At 46.5% G+C, this 17,883-nt stretch carries 18 protein-coding genes; 8 read left to right on the top strand and 10 right to left on the bottom strand.

Annotated elements, in window-relative coordinates; genetic code table 11:
- Positions 1–3: 3 nt before the first annotated feature.
- From ubiE to VME0621_RS24230, 10 genes are all read right to left on the bottom strand, one after another.
- Complete coding sequence (ubiE, locus tag VME0621_RS24275) at positions 4–786, bottom strand: bifunctional demethylmenaquinone methyltransferase/2-methoxy-6-polyprenyl-1,4-benzoquinol methylase UbiE (protein ID WP_062462580.1); 783 nt, start codon at positions 784–786, stop codon at positions 4–6.
- Between the two features lie 45 nt (positions 787–831).
- Positions 832–2,241: a DNA recombination protein RmuC gene (gene rmuC / locus VME0621_RS24270; protein ID WP_006072182.1), complete on the bottom strand. Its 1,410-nt coding sequence runs from the start codon at positions 2,239–2,241 to the stop codon at positions 832–834.
- Between the two features lie 172 nt (positions 2,242–2,413).
- Positions 2,414–2,845, bottom strand: a complete 432-nt coding sequence (fliJ, locus tag VME0621_RS24265; RefSeq protein ID WP_062462583.1) for a flagellar export protein FliJ — start codon at positions 2,843–2,845, stop codon at positions 2,414–2,416.
- Between the two features lie 28 nt (positions 2,846–2,873).
- Positions 2,874–4,220 carry a flagellar protein export ATPase FliI gene (fliI, locus tag VME0621_RS24260; RefSeq protein ID WP_062462585.1) on the bottom strand — a complete coding sequence of 449 codons (1,347 nt, stop codon included), beginning with the start codon at positions 4,218–4,220 and terminating at the stop codon, positions 2,874–2,876.
- Positions 4,213–4,962 carry a flagellar assembly protein FliH gene (gene fliH, locus VME0621_RS24255; RefSeq protein WP_006072177.1) on the bottom strand — a complete coding sequence of 250 codons (750 nt, stop codon included), beginning with the start codon at positions 4,960–4,962 and terminating at the stop codon, positions 4,213–4,215. Before fliH ends, fliI begins: the two co-directional genes overlap by 8 nt.
- A gap of 3 nt (positions 4,963–4,965) precedes the next feature.
- Positions 4,966–5,982, bottom strand: coding sequence for a flagellar motor switch protein FliG (locus tag VME0621_RS24250; protein WP_006072174.1), 1,017 nt, complete (start codon positions 5,980–5,982; stop codon positions 4,966–4,968).
- Positions 5,948–7,696 carry a flagellar basal-body MS-ring/collar protein FliF gene (gene fliF, locus VME0621_RS24245; RefSeq protein WP_062462589.1) on the bottom strand — a complete coding sequence of 583 codons (1,749 nt, stop codon included), beginning with the start codon at positions 7,694–7,696 and terminating at the stop codon, positions 5,948–5,950. Before fliF ends, VME0621_RS24250 begins: the two co-directional genes overlap by 35 nt.
- Before the next feature lie 3 nt (positions 7,697–7,699).
- Positions 7,700–8,056, bottom strand: coding sequence for a flagellar hook-basal body complex protein FliE (fliE, locus tag VME0621_RS24240; protein ID WP_006072170.1), 357 nt, complete (start codon positions 8,054–8,056; stop codon positions 7,700–7,702).
- Between the two features lie 12 nt (positions 8,057–8,068).
- On the bottom strand, positions 8,069–9,397 hold the full coding sequence (locus VME0621_RS24235) for a sigma-54 dependent transcriptional regulator (protein WP_062462594.1): 1,329 nt from the start codon (positions 9,395–9,397) through the stop codon (positions 8,069–8,071).
- Positions 9,398–10,267 carry a MotY family protein gene (locus tag VME0621_RS24230; protein WP_157769586.1) on the bottom strand — a complete coding sequence of 290 codons (870 nt, stop codon included), beginning with the start codon at positions 10,265–10,267 and terminating at the stop codon, positions 9,398–9,400.
- Positions 10,268–10,786: 519 nt separating this feature from the next.
- Between VME0621_RS24230 and VME0621_RS24225 the strand changes: the two genes are divergently transcribed.
- The 8 genes from VME0621_RS24225 to VME0621_RS24190 all read left to right on the top strand — a co-directional run bounded on the left by VME0621_RS24225 (position 10,787) and on the right by VME0621_RS24190 (position 17,872).
- Complete coding sequence (locus tag VME0621_RS24225; RefSeq protein WP_038228713.1) at positions 10,787–11,605, top strand: FliM/FliN family flagellar motor switch protein; 819 nt, start codon at positions 10,787–10,789, stop codon at positions 11,603–11,605.
- Entirely contained in the window at positions 11,602–11,970 is a 369-nt protein-coding gene (fliN, locus tag VME0621_RS24220; protein ID WP_038228711.1) for a flagellar motor switch protein FliN, read from the top strand. The genes VME0621_RS24225 and fliN overlap by 4 nt, the downstream gene beginning before the upstream one ends.
- A gap of 75 nt (positions 11,971–12,045) precedes the next feature.
- On the top strand, positions 12,046–12,759 hold the full coding sequence (fliP, locus tag VME0621_RS24215) for a flagellar type III secretion system pore protein FliP (protein WP_050798619.1): 714 nt from the start codon (positions 12,046–12,048) through the stop codon (positions 12,757–12,759).
- A gap of 11 nt (positions 12,760–12,770) precedes the next feature.
- The gene (fliQ, locus tag VME0621_RS24210; RefSeq protein WP_006072158.1) at positions 12,771–13,040 is read left to right on the top strand and encodes a flagellar biosynthesis protein FliQ; all 270 of its coding nucleotides are present in this window, start codon (positions 12,771–12,773) and stop codon (positions 13,038–13,040) included.
- Entirely contained in the window at positions 13,040–13,816 is a 777-nt protein-coding gene (gene fliR, locus VME0621_RS24205) for a flagellar biosynthetic protein FliR (RefSeq protein WP_006072156.1), read from the top strand. The genes fliQ and fliR overlap by 1 nt, the downstream gene beginning before the upstream one ends.
- Positions 13,813–14,940, top strand: a complete 1,128-nt coding sequence (gene flhB / locus VME0621_RS24200) for a flagellar biosynthesis protein FlhB (RefSeq protein ID WP_031493095.1) — start codon at positions 13,813–13,815, stop codon at positions 14,938–14,940. The genes fliR and flhB overlap by 4 nt, the downstream gene beginning before the upstream one ends.
- Before the next feature lie 33 nt (positions 14,941–14,973).
- Positions 14,974–17,067: a flagellar biosynthesis protein FlhA gene (flhA, locus tag VME0621_RS24195; RefSeq protein ID WP_006072152.1), complete on the top strand. Its 2,094-nt coding sequence runs from the start codon at positions 14,974–14,976 to the stop codon at positions 17,065–17,067.
- Positions 17,060–17,872, top strand: a complete 813-nt coding sequence (locus VME0621_RS24190) for an EAL domain-containing protein (protein ID WP_062462597.1) — start codon at positions 17,060–17,062, stop codon at positions 17,870–17,872. The genes flhA and VME0621_RS24190 overlap by 8 nt, the downstream gene beginning before the upstream one ends.
- The last annotated feature ends 11 nt before the right edge of the window (positions 17,873–17,883 follow it).

Below are 17,883 nucleotides of genomic sequence, written 5' to 3'. Positions count from 1 at the left end.
TCCTTAGAATTTGTATCCACGGTGCAGCGCAACAATACCACCCGTTAGGTTGAAGTATTTGGTCTGCTCAAAGCCAGCGTCTTTCATCATGCCTTCCAGAGTCTCTTGATCTGGATGCATTCGAATAGATTCAGCAAGATAACGATAACTTTCTGCATCGTTCGCCACCAGTTCACCCATTTTCGGCAACAGATGGAAAGAATACGCATCGTAAACTTTAGAGAGAGGCTCAAGGATAGGTTTTGAAAACTCAAGTACCAGTAAGCGACCACCCGGCTTCAGTACGCGATACATAGAACGCAGCGCCTTGTCTTTATCGGTCACGTTACGTAGACAGAAACTGATAGTAATACAGTCAAAGTAATTATCTGGGAATGGCAGCTCTTCAGCGTTAGCCTGAACATAATGAACGTTACCGACAATACCAGTATCACGCAATTTGTCGCGACCCACATTCAACATGGAGTTGTTGATGTCAGCGAGAATCACATGACCTTTGTCACCAACGATACGAGAAAACTTAGCCGTCAGGTCACCAGTACCACCACCAAGGTCAAGGATACGTTGACCCGGTCTCGCACCACTGCAATCAATAGTAAAGCGCTTCCATAAGCGGTGAACACCACCAGACATCAAATCGTTCATGATGTCGTATTTTGCTGCTACCGAGTGAAATACCTCAGCAACTTTTGTCACTTTTTCTTCTTTCGCGACTGTTGTGAAACCAAAGTGTGTGGTTTCGTCTTGTTGATTAAACTGATTTGATTGCACGTTACTATCCGTCATTATTCTTCCTCTTAGGCGGCGCAACATCACCTACGCCGCAGACGGTCAGTTTACTTTATCCATGTCTGGTTGTCTTTCCACCAACGCATCATTTTGTGCAATTTCTGTCAGAGAAGGAGAAATGGAGCGTTTCACTTCCACACCAAGTTGCTTAAAACTCTCCGCTTGACGGATCGCATTGCCCCTTCCGGTGGCCAATTTGTTCATTGCACCTTGATAACTTTGGTTCGCTTTATCGAGTGCGCCGCCCAGCCCTTCCATATCATCAACAAACAAACGCAACTTGTCGTAAAGCTTGCTCGCCTTGTCAGCAATCACCTGTGCATTCTGATTCTGGCGGTCGTTGCGCCAAAGGTTATCAATAGTGCGCAGCGCCACCAGCAAGGTGGTTGGACTGACCAAAATGATGTTGCTCTCCATCGCCTCTTTCACCAAACTCGGATCGGCTTGAATCGCCACTTGGAATGCAGGCTCTACCGGGATAAACATCAAGACGTAATCAAGCGAACGGATACCTTTTAGTTGATGGTAATCTTTTTGCGACAATCCCCGAATATGATTACGTAGCGCAATCAGATGATCACTCAATGCACGATCGCGTTCGGCGTCTGTCTCAGCATTAAAGTAGCGCTCATAAGCCACCAGCACCATTTTCGAGTCGATAACCACTTGCTTCTCTTGGGGAAGATGAACAATCACATCCGGCTGATATCGTTTACCCGCTTCATTTTGCAGGCTGACTTGGGTTTGATACTCGTGACCTTCACGCAGTCCTGATTCAGCCAGCACGCGCGCCAGAACCACCTCACCCCAGTTGCCTTGCTGTTTATTATCACCTTTTAGCGCTTGGGTGAGGTTCATCGCCTCTTTGGTCATTTGATCGTTAAGACGTTGTAGGTTCTTTAGTTCATGAACCAAGGTATGGCGTTCTTTGGCTTCCTGGCTGAAACTATCATTAACTTGCTTTTTAAACCCTTCCAACTGCTCTTTGAGTGGCGACAGGATGCCCTCTAAACTTTGTCGGTTTTGTGCGTCAACCTTAGCCGTTTTGGCTTCAAACACTTGGTTAGCTAGACGCTCAAACTGCTCTTTTAAGCGCAATTCAGATTGCTGTAGAAGCTCAAGCTTTTCTTGGTCAGAGCGCTGTTGTTGCTGATAGGTCGCTAACTGTTCACGCAGCTCGGCTTCAGACTGAGCCCGCTGCTGCTTCACATATTCAAGGTCAGTCGCATACTGCTGACGTTCTTGCTTCACCGCTTCAAAGTATCGCAACTTTTCCATTGCGGCCATAACTTTGCCATGCGCTTGCTTAAGCTCAAACGCCGATTTATCTCGTTCGTCATCCAGTTCGTCAAGCTCTTGCTTTGCGTCTTGAAGGTCGTGGCGTAAGCGTTCAATTTCTTGCTCTAAAGCGGTCTTTTCTAACTGCGCTTTTTGCTCAAACATCTGCTCCATCTGACGTGACTTAAAGTGCAGAATTGCAGCGGCGGAAAATCCGAGACAAGTTGAAATAGAAGTGATTGAAAGTAGGAGGGTTTGGTTATCAATTATCCATTGCATTGTATACGTGCCATCAGCCTAGGTTCTATAGCTAATGGTAATTTATACTGGATAAATGTCCAGATATTTACAAGGCACGCCGCTTGATACGTGAGTTGATAATATCTTCGATAAGCTTCTGTTCACGCTTTGCTTTTTCGTAGTTTTGTTTTTTACTCCAACGATCCAGCACTTGCTCTAGTCCATGTACTCTGGCCGCTTTTTGTTGCAGCTGTTTCTGAACCGACTGACACTGTGCTTCCATCACTGCTTGCTCATGCTTTTGATGATTCAGCATTTTTTGCAGCATTTGGTCGACAAGGTTAAGGTTCATCAACCCCATGCTATTGGTTTGATTTGAGCCACTGTGATTTAATGTTTTCAGTTCAGACAATGCCAGTAGCTGCTTAGCCAAATGCTCATTTTGGTGGCGCATAGATTCCAAACGCGCACCAATCTGATCACGTCGTAATTCCTCTACTTGGGTTATTTTACCGACTGCACGAATTTTACTGTCCATAGTTTTTGGTTAGCGTTTGGCTTCCTGCTTAATTAGGGTTTTGAAATAGCTGCGCCAGCTCCGTTAACGATGTCTGAAAATCCACCGCCTCATTGGCCGCTTGCAATAGATAGTTTTTGAGTTGAGGGTGCATCGCCAACGATTGGTCGAGTTCAGGGTCTTGGCCTGGCTGATAACCGCCTAAAGGAAGCAGCTCTTTCACTTGCAAATAGTTGGAATAAAGCTGACGAAATTGATTGGCTAGCGTACTGTGCGCTTCAGGAGTACATCCTGACATACAACGGCTGATCGACGCATTAATATCAATCGCCGGATAGTGTCCTTGCTCCGCCAATGAGCGAGAGAGTACCACATGCCCATCTAGAATTGCGCGGGCAGAATCCACCACAGGATCTTGTTGGTCATCCCCTTCTGCTAAAACCGTGTAAATGGCAGTCAAACTGCCATCGGGATGCTCACTGTTACCGGCACGCTCCAACAGCTGAGGCAAAACACTGAATACCGAAGGTGGATATCCTCTTGATGCCGGAGGTTCACCTAATGCTAAGGCAATTTCGCGCTGCGCCATGGCATAGCGAGTTAAAGAATCCATCAGCAACAACACATCGTTGCCTTTATCCCGAAAATATTCGGCAACTCGATGACAAAGTAAAGTGGCCCGTAAGCGCATTAATGGTGACTCATCCGCAGGAGCCGCAATAATAATGGCTTTCTTACGCGCTTCTGGCGTCAAATTACGTTCGATAAACTCACGCACCTCACGGCCACGCTCACCAATCAAGCCAACCACAATGACATCAGCTTCGGTGTTTTGAGTAATCATCCCCATCAACACACTTTTACCCACACCGCTGCCTGCCATTAAACCAATGCGCTGACCCTTGCCGACAGTGAGTAAACCGTTGATCGCACGAACACCAACATCCAGTGGCGTATCAACGGGGCGGCGTTTTAATGGGTTTATTGGTTTCGGCTCTAAAGAGACACGATCGCCTCCTTTTAGCACTGCACCATCATCCAATGCTTCACCAAGTCCATTCACCACACGCCCTAACCAATGACTGCCCAAATTAACCGAGCTATCACCATCAAGCGGTATGACTTTGGCACCGGCAAATAATCCCCCCAACTGACGAACAGGCATGAGGTAGGCAATATTATGGTCAAAACCCACCACTTGCGCTTCAATCATATCGCCTTCATCTGTCTCAACCAGACAACGTTGCTCAAGCTTAAATCGACACCCAACCGCTTGCAGCATTAAACCGTTCACCTTTACTAATCGACCTGTGACTCGCGCAACAGGTACTAGGTTAAGCGACGCAATCGCATCGTTTAGGCGGTCATGAAGTAGAGGGGAGGAAGCACTAGTCATCGTTACTCGCTAAATCAATAGGTGTCACTTCATCCAATAAGTGCTCTTTCACTGCATCCATACACGACTCCAATCGAGAGTCGCAACTGGCGTCAGCTTCAGCATCTTCTGTCACCAAATGACAGCCACCAACGGGCAGTTCTGGTTTGGCAACTAACTTCCAACCGTCAGCTAGCTCGGGGTTAATCTGGGTAATACGCTCTAGGTCTTGTGGGTTTAGGTGTACGGTGACCTTTTCGGTTTTACCCGGCATGGCCTCCAGTGTCTCATCGACTAATGCCAGAATTTGCTGAGGCATCAGCGTCAACTCAGCACGAATGACTTGCTGCGCCACTTTTTGCACCAACTCACAGATGATATGGCGTTGTTGCTGTTCTTTTTCTTCCTGCCAGCGAGACAGTGACACATAGATATCATTAACAGGTTTAACGGCATCAAGGAACGCTTGCTTGCCCGACTGTTCACCCGAAACAAAACCTTTTTGAAAGCCCTCTTTTTGACCTTCCAATAAACCCTGTTGCTTACCTTGCTCAATTCCTTGGTTTAAGCCTTCTCGATGACCACGCTCTAGCCCTTGTTGAAAGCCTTCTTCAAGGCGTTCCTGCACGTCGATTTGTGTCGGAGCATCATCCCAACTGAGTTCAGCGGTAAACTCATCCACTGCTGAAGGTTGTGCCAATGGCGGGAAGCGGTGTTGTCTATAACCACTAGGTGGCAAGGTAAATATCGCTTTTTCCTTCATGGCTTACTCCACCGTCTGCTCTTGGTATAGCGACAACTCGATCTCGCCTGCTTCCGATAGCTCTTTGATGATCTGCATAATGTCATTGCGAGCACGCTCAACCGCACTAACAGGCACTGCGCCGCGCAATTGCATATCGTCTTCCAGTGCTTTAACCATACGCTGTGGCATCGAACGTTTGATCGCTTGCTGCAAGGTAATTTCCGCCCCTTTTAACGCCACCGCCCAAAGCTCAATTGGTACTTGCTGGACCAACGTATCCATGGTGTCTTCACGCTGCCTACCTAGCACCATAAAGTCGAACATGTTCTCTTCAATTTCACTGACGACGTCTTCATCATGCAGTTTGAGCATTTCCATCAACATTGCTCGGTCACCCGAGAAACGGTTGATGATGTCAGCCACTTGTTTAACGCCAGACATAGGTGCACTTTGACTTACTGAGACCTGCTCAATACAGCGTTCTATTAATTCGTTAAGATCCGCTGCCACTTGATGGTCAATATCTTGTAAGCGAGCAATGCGATACAGCAGCTCATCATGATAATCTGCAGGAAGGTAACTCAGTACCGCCGATGAGGTCTCTGGAGGTAAATACGCTAAGAATATAGCCTGCATCTGTGGGTGCTCTTTCGCTACAAATCTCGACAAGATCTCCGCATCAACCCATTGCAATCGCTGCATGTTATTGCGAATTTCATCACCATACAGGTTATTAAGTAATCCCTTAGCTAAATCATTCCCCAGAGCTTTACGCAATGTGTTCGACAGGTATTCTTTTGAGGCACCACGAATACCACTGTGCTGTCTAAAGTCTTCGAAGAAGTGTTGAATCACCCCTTTGGCATTATCACTTTTGATGCCACTTAGGCGTGCCATCGCTCGGGTGACACGCTGTGTTTCATCGCGAGAGAAATGACGCAGCACCTGAGCAGCGGCGTCCTCTCCCATACCTAAGAGCACAAGAGCGGTTTTCTCAACATGACTAAGCGTTGCTGGCGTTGACTGTGCTGTTTTCATTCACATTTACCCATTGTTTAAGTACTTCCGCTACGCGCTCAGGCTCTTCATTGGCAATAAGCTGTAGATGTTTAAGTTGAATTTCCAACGGCGACCCTGGAGGGGGCAGCATGTCACTGCTAGCATCAAGACCTGAAGAGGTGGATTCTATGCCTTTCTCAGACAATCGACGATTGAGCATCTCTTCACGTTCGCGCTCTTCGCGAGTCTGAATATTCTCTTGGTATTCCTCTTCTTGAGGCTCAGCGAATTCAAGTTCGTTACCACGCTTGTCCGCTCCTGTGAGGTGCATAATCAATGGGCGAAGTACAAAGAAGATCATCGCCATTCCGAGCATACCGCCAATGACATAACGCAGAGGCTGTTGCACTGTCGGGTCTTGCCACCACGGCATAGCCGGTGGCGCTTCGATTTCAATTGGGGTGAAGTTAAAGCTCATTAGGCTCAAGCTGTCTCCACGATCGGCGGAGATACCTACAGCATCGGTGATCATCGTTGATATTTGTGCGCGTTCGGCTGGTGTCCATGCCGTACCATTTGGTGCCGCACTTTCATTAAGCAGTACAGAGACACTTAGCTTAGCAATTTGACCTTGCTGATATTGAGTACGGCGCACGCTGCTGCCTACCGCGTACTGACGATTTAGCTCACTGCGTGCATTAGTATTTTGACTATCATTGGTTGGCACTTCCCCTGTAACTGGCGGTTGATTACTCAGAGAGCCCGGAATACCAAGTGCTATTTTATCAATGGTATTGTTCTGAATACTGTGCTCGTTTCGCACCACCGGATTGGTGTCGAGGATTTCTTGCGTTTCTTCCACTCGACTGAAGTCCATATCCGCCGCAACCTGAACACGATAGTTACTCGGACCTACAATCGGCGTAAGCATATCTGCCGCCCGTTGAATGATCTGCTTTTCAACGTTCTTTTGATATTCCAGATATTTCGCATTGACCTTACCTGCTTCTGCCGAGCCAACATCAGCGCTCAACAGACGGCCATATTGGTCAATAACCGAAACAAACTCTGGCTTCATTCCCGTTACACTACCCACCACCAAGTTGATGATGGCTTCGACTTGGTCAGGTTTCAGATCTTCACCCGGCTTAAGCTCAATCATCACCGACGCCGACGGCTCTTCACCTTGTTGGCGAACAAACAATGTCTGTCTTGGAATGGCTAAGTGAACACGGGCATTAGAGATAGCATTAAGAGAAATGATGGTGCGTACTAGTTCACCTTCGAGTCCATGACGGTAACGGGCATTTTCCATGAACTGGCTCGTTCCCAAAGAACTGTCTTCTTTAAGTGAGTCCAATCCGGTTGGCAGTTGAGCTTTAACGCCCTTCGCCGCCAATAACATACGGATTTTAGCCACTTGACCTTCTGCGACTAACACTTGGCCGTTCTGCTCTTGCAGTCGATAGGCAATACCTTCGGACTCTAATACCGAGACAATTTCACCAATATCAAAACGTTCTTGTTGGCTGTATAGCGGACGATAACTTTGCGAAGAACTCCACAGCGCCACCACAATAATGGCTGCAACAATAGCAGCCAGTACTGCTGACAATACCAAGTTACGCTGCGAACTTGACCACAGCTGCTTCACCTTGGCGTTGATATCGTTCATATTCGATGAGCTTGCTGTTTTGGGGGCAACATCGATTGGTCCCGCTGCCGCCACAGTTTGAGGTGCTAATTCTGACATGTTCTACACCGGCATCTTCATAATATCTTCAAAGGACGCAACTACCTTGTTGCGAACTTGCATTAGGGCAGAAAACGATAAGCTCGCTTTCTGGCTAGCAATCATGGCTCCAACAAGATCATCACTCTCCCCAGTCTCTACTGCTGTGATTTTCTGTGATGCCGTAGATTGATGTTGGTTCACCATATCAAGCACATTTTTCATTGCACCAGAAAATGCCATCGGTTCATTAACCTTGTTCACATCGATTGGGTTATTGGACACCACAAAATCAGGCTGCACGTGCTGCTGCATTACCTGCATTTTTGTCAGCATTAATTGCTCTGCGGATAACGCGTTATTTATAGGTTGCATCGCCATCAAATTTCTCCTTTACGCAGCCGAGCCAATGGCTGACTGTAGATCGATTCCTTGCTCTCGCATCGCAGCTAATTTGTAGCGCAGTGCTCGCGTAGAAACCCCTAGAGCGTCCGCCGTTTTAGTTCGGTTTCCGCCAAATTGACGTAGTTTTTCTAAGATAAATTGGAATTCTGCCTGCTTTTTGACTTCCACGTGTCCCATTAGGTTTTCATTGGACACCACAGGATTAAAAGCAGGGATCTCAATCGGCAACATCAAGTCGTGAGCCGTAATATAGTCGCCGTGGCGCATGACGAGCGCACGTTGGATCACATTCTCTAATTCACGAATATTGCCGGGCCAGTGGTATTGACTAAGCGCTTGCTGCGCATCTTCAGATAAGTAGCAATTGGCTTGCTCTTTGTATTTATTAATAAAGAATTGGCTAATAGGTAGGATGTCATCTTTACGATCACGAAGTGGCGGCCAATGCAGCGGCAATACGTCTAAGCGGTAATACAAGTCTTCTCTAAACGTCCCTTTTTGAACCTCTTCGCGAAGATCTTTATTAGTGGCCGCAATCACTCGAATATCTAAAGCAATCGACTTATGGCTACCCACGCGCTCCACTTCTCTCTCCTGAAGTACTCGCAGTAACTTAGCTTGAACGGCTGGTGACATTTCGCCAATTTCGTCTAGCAAGATTGTGCCACCGTTAGCTTCTTCAAACTTACCGGTTTGTGAACCCGTTGCGCCGGTAAATGCTCCTTTCACATGACCAAACAGTACGGCTTCTAGCATGGATTCAGGAATAGCGGCACAGTTAACGGCTACAAAAGGCTGCTGTGCGCGAGGCGATTGATCGTGGACGTAACGAGCGAGTACTTCTTTGCCGGTACCCGATTCCCCAGTAATCAACACACTAGCACTGGTGCACGCCGCACGGTGCGCCAATTGCAAAACTTGTTTGCTTCGCCAAGATTCCGCCACAATATTGGCCATTGGCTTCTCTAGCGCTTCAACGCGACGAATCAAGTTAACCAGTTGCGCTGCTTCAAATGGACGCAGCAAGTAATCTGTCGCCCCCGCCTTCATCGCTTCTGCGGCTAATATACCTTGGTCTTGTTCGACGATGGCAATGGCCACACCAGGGTTAGCTTTTCGCTGATGACAGGCAATCCACTCACGAATACTCATATCGGGCAGATTGGAGCTGACTAAACTGATGGAGCTTGAAGTGGCTAACAGTGCCGAACGACCAGTTCGAACATGATTTACGCTAAAGCCCTGCTCCGTTAATAGGTCGATAATAGGTTGAGCGTTTTGCTCACAAGGCTCAACGTAGAGAATATCCTTTTTCATTTACTGAACCTCCGTCTTCAGATCCGTTGAAGACGCTGTGTTGTTGGAGGGATGACGAACCACTCGAACCGTAACTCGGCGGTTCTTAGCTTGACCAAACTCAGTCTCATTGCTGCTCACTGGGTAACGGGCACCATGGGCTCGTACTTCGATCAGTTTGGCTGGCGTTCCTAACTCAGTGAGTACACTGGCGACGTCATCGGCGCGTACTCGTGACACCTGTAGGTTGCTCAATGACGAACCGACATTATCCGTGTGTCCATCCACCAGCACTTTTGATATGTGGCCATCTGCTTTGATATAGCTGGCTAATGATTGCAGTGTTTGACGCTGTTCACTGGTGACCACTCGTTGGCCAAAATCAAACTTCAGCACCACATCTCTCGCTTGGCTGTAGCTCATTTCAGGTAATTTGGAACGGCACTGATTGAAGCTAAAGTACGCCGATTCAATTCGAGTGGAAGGTAAAACAAAGGCATCACCTACTTGATTGGCAGCTTGCACAGAGCTCACTCTGATCCAAGCCCCACGAGTGGTGGCTGCTAATAAAACATCAATATCCACATCAAAGATGGCGTAGCCACGCGTTGTTTTTGCAGCATCATCGATCATGGTGTGTTGCACTGGGGTATGCCATGGTGCTGACAACTGAAATAGCTGTGCTTGTTTGATGTTATTGTTAGGTAAATGCAGAACTGCCGACAGTTGGTTATTAGGTTCCGCGTGGAAATAAAACTTCCCCCTATTATTTGGCAAGGTCTGAACAAGCTGGCACTCAAATTCTCCCTCTACAAATTGCCAATTAACCAAATCCATCGGAATATTTACTTCCGCTGCGTGTGAGATCTTAATCCCAAAAAACATCCCCATTAATAACACCAATGGGTACATCTTATTAACAGCGAAAGTGTGAATTTGTATTTTACATTCTCTTGACCGAGAAAAATCTCGACATAATGAGAAATAATATTTTTTAACTAAGCCATAGATCATATTGCTGTCCATCTATATCTCTTTCACATAATACATAGAAGCCTACTTTCATATGAGAGAGACGTTTTATAAAATTCCTTGATAGGCGTTATAAAACATAAATTTAGATAAAATACTCACTCTGATTGTTGCTATATAAGGGCTGTGCGCATTATTTAGTCGCTATTTTGCCCATGAAATATAATTATTATTTAATTAAGCTACCTGTATTTATTTTATATTTAAAGATGCTTTATATAGCGAAAACAAACATATGAACCAAGTTCACAAATTTACATTAGAGGGCTAAAAATAAATAAAAAAACCAGAGTAGACTGACGAAAAATGACGCTTTGTTATTAAATAGCAACACATAATTACAAATGAAACCCCACTCAGATTACGTTTGGTAAAGATATGGATATGCAAAAAACAGAGATGCCTGAACAGGTTCAAACTCTTAATGTGGAATTATTAGGTAAACCCATTCATATCATTCGCAATAAGCTCGAAGAGCTATTGATTAACTCATGCCAACAGCTAAGCCTTGAACTACAAGCTTGGTTGAAAACACAACAAGTGTTAGTCGAATTGGACCATGTTTCGCTTACGGAACTACCGCAAACCAACGTAGATGTCACCAGTGTTTCAGTGCTCAAACATAGCGACGACGGCATGCTCTATGTGTCGATGGAGTCCACCATGCTAATGCGCTTATCTGACCAATTTTATAGCACTAGCATGGAACGCAGCGGTGGGGAGCTCACCAATAGCGACTTGCGACTATTACAGCGCATTGCCAAGTGCACCTCGCAATGGATAGCGCCAGAAACCGCATGGAAACAACATGAATTTGAGGTTATTCCGGGTATTGGCATTACTGCCACGCTATCCATTCATGTGCGTAACCAACAAGCTCTATTAGCCATCACACTAGACAGTGCCCTGATTCAGACGCTAATCGACGAACTGGAATTAACACCCAATCCACATATGGCAAGTGACTTCAATCATGCCTTGCATAAAACCCCAGTCCGATTGAATGTTCAATTGAGTAAGACCGTGTTGCCTTTAACACAAGTACTCAAACTCAAAGCCGACGACATTCTCCCTATTGAACTGCTCAATAACGCTCCAGTGAACATTGGTAAAGAGACCCTATTCACAGGGCGCGTGGCAGAACAAGAAGGACAACTCGTTTTAATTTTAAATGATGATAAGGAAACCAACCGATGAGCGATTCGCCAGAACAAAGTGTCTTCGACGGTGACGAACTGCGCTTCGATGACTTTCAACTTGAGGACTTTGATACCGACGCCCCTATGGCCGCTCCAGTTCAATCTGAGCGAGATCTTAGCTTCTTCAAAAATATTCCCGTCACCGTGACGCTTGAAGTCGCCAGCAAAGAGGTTGCACTAGGCGATCTGATGTCTGCCGGTGAAGGCAGTATTATCGAACTTGATAAGCTAAATGGCGAACCGTTGGATGTGAAGGTTAATGGTTCTCTAATGGGGCATGCCGAAGTCGTCGTCGTCAACGAAAAGTACGGCCTGAGACTGATTGATGTCGTTGATTCTGCGCTCACTTCTATGGGTAAGTAGCTCGTGAAACTGCGTTTAGCTGGTATCGCTTATCCTTCGAACCTACGCCTGCTCCTCATAGGCCTGGTCATCGTCATGCTCGGTTTGTTTGCTCATCCCGCTTTAGCGGATAACGGGCTGACTTTTCTAACCGTTAACGATGGTCAATCAGAACAAGAATACAGCGTAAAGCTGCAAATCTTGCTCTTGATGACAGCTTTGAGCTTTTTACCTGCGTTCATTTTGATGGCCACCAGCTTCACTCGCATCATTGTCGTGTTAGCGATTTTGCGTCAGGCTTTGGGCTTACAACAAAGTCCCCCCAACCGAGTATTAATCGGTATTGCACTCAGTCTGAGCATCCTCATCATGCGGCCCGTTTGGAGCGATGTGTATGAGCACGCTTTCGTTCCTTATGACCAAGGCGAAATCACTTTGATGCAAGCTTTTGCTACAGCAGAAAAGCCGGTACGCAATTTTATGCTCGCACAAACTCAACGTAATTCACTCGAACAAATGCTGCGCATTGCCAACGAACCAGTGGATTCAAAGGTGGAGGATATTTCCTTTGCTATTGTTCTTCCGGCCTTTGTGATCAGTGAGCTAAAAACCGCGTTTCAGATCGGCTTCATGTTGTTTATTCCTTTTTTAATCATAGATTTGGTAGTCGCAAGTGTCTTGATGGCAATGGGTATGATGATGCTTTCGCCATTGATTGTCTCATTACCATTCAAATTGGTGGTATTCGTTTTGGTTGATGGTTGGGCGATGACAGTCGGAACCCTATCCGCCAGCTTTGGCAGTGGATGAGAGCGTGAATCATGACTCCAGAACTGACCGTTACTCTGTTTTCAAACGCCGTCTGGCTCATCATCAGCATCGTGATGGTACTGGTAGTGCCAGGACTGCTTGTGGGTTTGGTTATCGCGGTTTTTCAAGCTGCAACTCAAATCCAAGAACAAACACTCAGCTTTTTACCCAAATTATTGGCCACCCTGTTGATGGTCATTTTTGCCGGGCATTGGATGCTACGCAAAATCATGGAGCTGTTCGACTTCTTGTTCCATAACATTCCAGGGATGATTGGTTAATGCAAATTACGTTCGCCGAAATATCTCAATGGTTAGGTCAGTTATGGTGGCCCTTTTTCAGGATTGGGGCTGCCTTTCTGGCCATGCCATTTTTCGGTGATGCGTTAATTCCAGTATGGGTCAGAGCCCTACTTGCCTTATCGATTGTGGTGATCACGGCACCGCTTATGCCTGCAATGCCTGCCGTTGATTTGCTGTCGATGACCTCTTTGTTTTTGGCCTTTGAACAGGCTATGTGGGGACTTTTTTTCGGACTCATACTGCACCTTTTTTTCACCATTTTCACCATGCTAGGGCAAATCGTCTCGCTACAAATGGGGCTTGGTATGGCGATCATGAACGACCCGGTCAATGGACTCTCCGTTGCCATTTTGGGACGAATTTTCTTGCTGCTGTGTACGCTATTATTCCTTGCACTCGAAGGGCATCTTCTGGTCATTGATATTTTGGTGCAGAGCTTTGTGGTATGGCCGGTCGGCTCTGGCATCACCATCGCCTCTTTAGACAATATCGTTTCTTTGTTTGGTTGGATGTTTGCTTCAGCCTTAGCTTTGGCGTTGCCAGCAATCGTCTCAATGCTATTGGCGAACATCAGTTTTGGTGTCATGAACCGAGCGGCACCCAGCCTAAACGTTTACGCCCTTGGCTTCCCAATGACCATGTTGCTTGGTTTGTTTAGTATCTTGCTGACCGTTAGTGGCATTCCTAGCCGCTATACCGCGCTGGTACACGAAACATTGAGTCAACTTAACCTGTTTATGGTGGGGGGCGCATGAGCGAGCAGTCCAGCCAAGATAAAACCGAAAAGGCCTCGCCCCAGAAGATCAAAAAGGCGAGGCAGGAAGGTCAAATTCCTCGTGCCAAAGAGTTCACTACTGCAGTGCTGTTTCTAATTGTTGCCATCTATTTTTATAGCCAAATCGGTCGTATTTGGGAGCATATTTCTGGTGTATTTCGTTTCAATATGGCACTAACACGTCAGGACTTAGAAAACCCTAAACAAATGATTGAGCAACTGGGTCAAAGCCTTGGCATCATCATCGAATTACTACTACCCATGTTTATGGTTATCGTCATTGCCGCTATCGGCAGTAGCATGATACTTGGCGGTTGGATGTTTCGCCCAGCGAATATCCAACCCAAGTTGAGTAAGCTCAACCCCATTTCCGGTGTTGGACGTATGTTTTCAACACGTTCATTGGTTGAATTGCTGAAGTCCTCGCTCAAGGTCACGGTGATTTTTGCCTTGCTGTATACCTATTTGGATAGCAACTTTTCTCAGCTACTTGGCATGCAAAAGCTCACCCTATCGCAGGGCATCACTATGGTGATGACGATTTTATTTGAAGGTTTGTTACTGATGGGCGTGGCTCTGCTTATCTTTGGCGTGATTGATATTCCTTACCAACGTTGGGAGCACCTCAAGCAGCTCAAAATGACCAAGCAAGAGCTGAAAGAAGAGTACAAAAATAACGAAGGGCGTCCGGAAGTAAAACAGCGTATTCGTCAGATTCAACAGCAGTTTGCACGCCGAAAAATCGACAAAGCCGTCCCCAAGGCTGATGTAGTGATCACCAACCCAACGCACTACGCCGTGGCTCTAAAATACGACACCTCTTTATCAGATGCGCCATTTGTGGTGGCAAAAGGTATCGATGAAACAGCGATGCACATTCAACGTATTGCCCGCGAAAATCAGGTGGAAATATTACACTCGCCGCCATTAACGCGCTCTATCTACTACACCACCGCCATAGAGCAAGCGATCCCAAGCCAGCTCTACATCGCCGTGGCACATATTTTAACTTACGTGATGCAATTAAAGGCGTTTCGCCAAGGCTCGGGAGACAAACCGCTACCACTTCCCGTGTTCTCAATACCTAAACATTTGCAACACTAACGGATAACTAGAACAAGTAACAAAGGAACTCTCATGTTGAATCGTCTTAAACAATTTAGACGCTCAGGAAAAGGCTATATTGGCATCCCTATTGTGTTGCTGATGATTTTGGCGATGGTAATTTTACCATTGCCGCCTTTGCTACTCGATGCGTTGTTCACGTTCAATATTGTTCTGGCTATTTTGGTGTTACTGGTCAGTACCACCGCCAAAAGACCGCTCGACTTTTCCATCTTCCCAACCATTTTGCTTATCGCAACCCTAATGCGACTCACCTTGAACGTGGCCTCGACTCGTATTGTTCTACTCGAAGGTCATAATGGTGGAGACGCGGCTGGTAAAGTTATCCAAGCCTTCGGTGAAGTCGTGATTGGTGGTAACTACGTCGTAGGTATGGTGGTCTTCATCATCTTGATGATCATTAACTTTGTGGTGATCACCAAAGGTGGTGAACGTATTTCTGAAGTTTCGGCTCGATTTACCCTTGATGCGTTACCAGGCAAACAGATGGCGATCGATGCAGACTTAAATGCAGGACTGATTGACCAAGAAGCGGCAAGACAAAGACGTAAAGAAGTCGCCAACGAAGCTGATTTCCATGGCTCGATGGATGGTGCCTCTAAGTTTGTGCGTGGCGATGCTATCGCAGGCTTAATGATTCTGTTTATCAACATTATCGGCGGTATCAGTATCGGTGTGTTTGAACACGGCTTACCCGCTTCTGAAGCATTCAAGACTTATGCACTACTAACCATCGGTGATGGCTTGGTGGCACAGATTCCATCACTGTTACTGGCAACAGCAGCGGCCATCATTGTTACTCGCATCAATGACAGCGATAACGATATGACCGATACCATGCATAAGCAGTTATTGGCGACGCCAGCAACCTTATACACGGTTGCCGCCATTATGCTGATTATTGGCCTAGTGCCAGGTATGCCACATCTCGCCTTCTTCACGTTTTCTGGTGTATTGGCGTTTGCAGGCTGGCGTCAATCCAAAGCCCCTGTTAGCGATCCGCAGCTTGATGAAGTTGAAGCGATTTCTGCTGCCATGCAAGCAGACAATGAGCAACCGCTATCTTGGGATGATATCCCACATGTACACAGCTTATCGCTAGCCTTGGGTTATCGATTGGTTCACCTAGTGAATAAAGAGCAAGGTGCGCCGCTGACACAGCGTATTCGAGGGGTACGTAAAAATCTTTCCGAACAAGTGGGCTTCTTAGTTCCAGAGGTGAGTATTCGAGACAACCTGAGTCTTAAACCTAACCAGTACACCTTATCGCTTAACGGTGAAATCATCGAAGAAGGCTTTATCGAACCCGATCGTCTGATGGCTATCGCTGTTGGTGAAACTTATGGCGAAGTGGATGGTATCTTAGGCAGTGACCCTGCTTATCATTTGCCGGCGGTTTGGATCGAACATAAAGACAAAGCCAAAGCACTTAATATGGGCTATCAAGTCGTCGATGATGGCACCGTTATCGCCACACACATTAGTAAGGTGATGAAGTCGCATCTCGCGGAGTTGTTTACTCACGATGACGTGGATGCAATGAATCTGCGCTTAACCCAACAAGCGCCTAAACTCTCCGAAGCGCTCGGTGCAGCTTTAAACCCAGCACAACAGTTAAAGGTGTACAGGCAACTACTGCTCGATCAGGTCCCTCTTAAGGACATTCGCACCATTGCTAATACCATGCTGGAATCAGCAGAAAATACTAAGGATCCTATTCTTATTGCTGCCGACGTGCGTTGTGCACTGCGCCGCACCTTAGTTAATCTTGTGGCTGGACAACGTAAAGAACTAAGCGTGTACGCGCTTTCTGATGAGCTCGAACAGATGTTGATGACGTCACTACAACAAGCTCAAGCCAATGGCAGCGTCATGTTAGATAGCTTCCCAATTGAGCCAAATATCCTAAGTCAATTCCAGCAAAACTTACCGCTGATAAAACAGCAGCTTAAACAACAAGGGCTGGCACCTATCTTATTGGTCATGCCCCAGCTAAGACCTTTGATCGCTCGATATGCCCGCACCTTCTCGCAAGGATTGGCGGTACTGTCTTATAACGAAATCCCAGAAAACAAACAGATAAACGTGGTAGGAAACCTTGGATAACCTAACTTCAAACCAAGCGCTGTATCGCTACCTACATCAGCTAGTGGAGCAGCATGTCGTTACGGAAGACGACCAGATTATTTTTGACGCTTTTGAACAAAATGACATTCGCCATGCCTGTCAGGCCATTCGCGACACCAAAAACGGGGAAGTCGAGTTTCAGCATTTGACGCTGCGATTCGGTAGCCAAAGTGAGCAAAGCGTCTACCAGTTTGACCTTTCTGAAACGATGCGCTTTTGTCTCGATTTGTACAGTTTGTATCTCGCCTTGCGCCAAACCAAGTTCCAAATAGAGACCTTTCACCCAGATCTCACTAGTAATGTCGTCGTGCCTATTAGTAGTGATGCCCTGCTGTGGGAACCAGGTGAGCACTTTCTCAAACAAGTGATTCGATACCACGCAGGCGCGTTCTACCATATTATCCCTTCACTGCAACTGGGTGAGACCACCCCTTTGCATGAGCGGGTCCATGGATTAACCGAAACCCTCAAAGAGCAAGCTTTCGCATTATGGTTCGACGTTGACCCGAGCCAAGGTATGTTCGAACAGTTACTGCCCTTCGAGCCCGATGCGCTCAAAGTAGCAGCAACGTTAGAAAACAAACAAGACCGAACACGGTTATTACCTTTGGTGAAATTCTGTCGTAATCATAAGTTAGCTTGGGTCGCAGGACGAATCAGTAATCAAGATGAACTCACCCAATTTAAGCGCCTTGGGGCTAGTCATTACTTTGGCTACTTTAGTGATATTCCGACCTCAATGTCATTTAAGTCATTCGGTGATGCCGGTAATGATGAGTACTAACCAAGCGCTTA

The sequence above is a fragment of the Vibrio mediterranei genome, from assembly GCF_900088415.1.
Taxonomy (GTDB): Bacteria; Pseudomonadota; Gammaproteobacteria; order Enterobacterales; family Vibrionaceae; genus Vibrio; species Vibrio mediterranei.
Note: the sequence above shows the minus strand (reverse complement) of the source record. Positions and strands in the feature narration are given on the sequence as shown.

Bases quoted from the DNA above. Each gene is read 5' to 3' on its own strand.
- fliJ (WP_062462583.1), bottom strand. From the start codon at position 2,845: ATGGACAGTAAAATTCGTGCAGTCGGTAAAATAACCCAAGTAGAGGAA.
- fliF (WP_062462589.1), bottom strand. From the start codon at position 7,696: ATGTCAGAATTAGCACCTCAAACTGTGGCGGCAGCGGGACCAATCGAT.
- rmuC (WP_006072182.1), bottom strand. From the start codon at position 2,241: ATGGAGCAGATGTTTGAGCAAAAAGCGCAGTTAGAAAAGACCGCTTTA.
- fliQ (WP_006072158.1), top strand. From the start codon at position 12,771: ATGACTCCAGAACTGACCGTTACTCTGTTTTCAAACGCCGTCTGGCTC.
- VME0621_RS24225 (WP_038228713.1), top strand. From the start codon at position 10,787: ATGGATATGCAAAAAACAGAGATGCCTGAACAGGTTCAAACTCTTAAT.
- VME0621_RS24235 (WP_062462594.1), bottom strand. From the start codon at position 9,397: ATGAAAAAGGATATTCTCTACGTTGAGCCTTGTGAGCAAAACGCTCAA.
- fliP (WP_050798619.1), top strand. From the start codon at position 12,046: ATGCTCGGTTTGTTTGCTCATCCCGCTTTAGCGGATAACGGGCTGACT.
- fliR (WP_006072156.1), top strand. From the start codon at position 13,040: ATGCAAATTACGTTCGCCGAAATATCTCAATGGTTAGGTCAGTTATGG.
- VME0621_RS24250 (WP_006072174.1), bottom strand. From the start codon at position 5,982: ATGAAAACAGCACAGTCAACGCCAGCAACGCTTAGTCATGTTGAGAAA.
- fliE (WP_006072170.1), bottom strand. From the start codon at position 8,056: ATGGCGATGCAACCTATAAATAACGCGTTATCCGCAGAGCAATTAATG.
- flhB (WP_031493095.1), top strand. From the start codon at position 13,813: ATGAGCGAGCAGTCCAGCCAAGATAAAACCGAAAAGGCCTCGCCCCAG.
- fliH (WP_006072177.1), bottom strand. From the start codon at position 4,962: ATGAAGGAAAAAGCGATATTTACCTTGCCACCTAGTGGTTATAGACAA.
- fliN (WP_038228711.1), top strand. From the start codon at position 11,602: ATGAGCGATTCGCCAGAACAAAGTGTCTTCGACGGTGACGAACTGCGC.
- flhA (WP_006072152.1), top strand. From the start codon at position 14,974: ATGTTGAATCGTCTTAAACAATTTAGACGCTCAGGAAAAGGCTATATT.
- VME0621_RS24230 (WP_157769586.1), bottom strand. From the start codon at position 10,267: ATGGGGATGTTTTTTGGGATTAAGATCTCACACGCAGCGGAAGTAAAT.
- fliI (WP_062462585.1), bottom strand. From the start codon at position 4,220: ATGACTAGTGCTTCCTCCCCTCTACTTCATGACCGCCTAAACGATGCG.
- ubiE (WP_062462580.1), bottom strand. From the start codon at position 786: ATGACGGATAGTAACGTGCAATCAAATCAGTTTAATCAACAAGACGAA.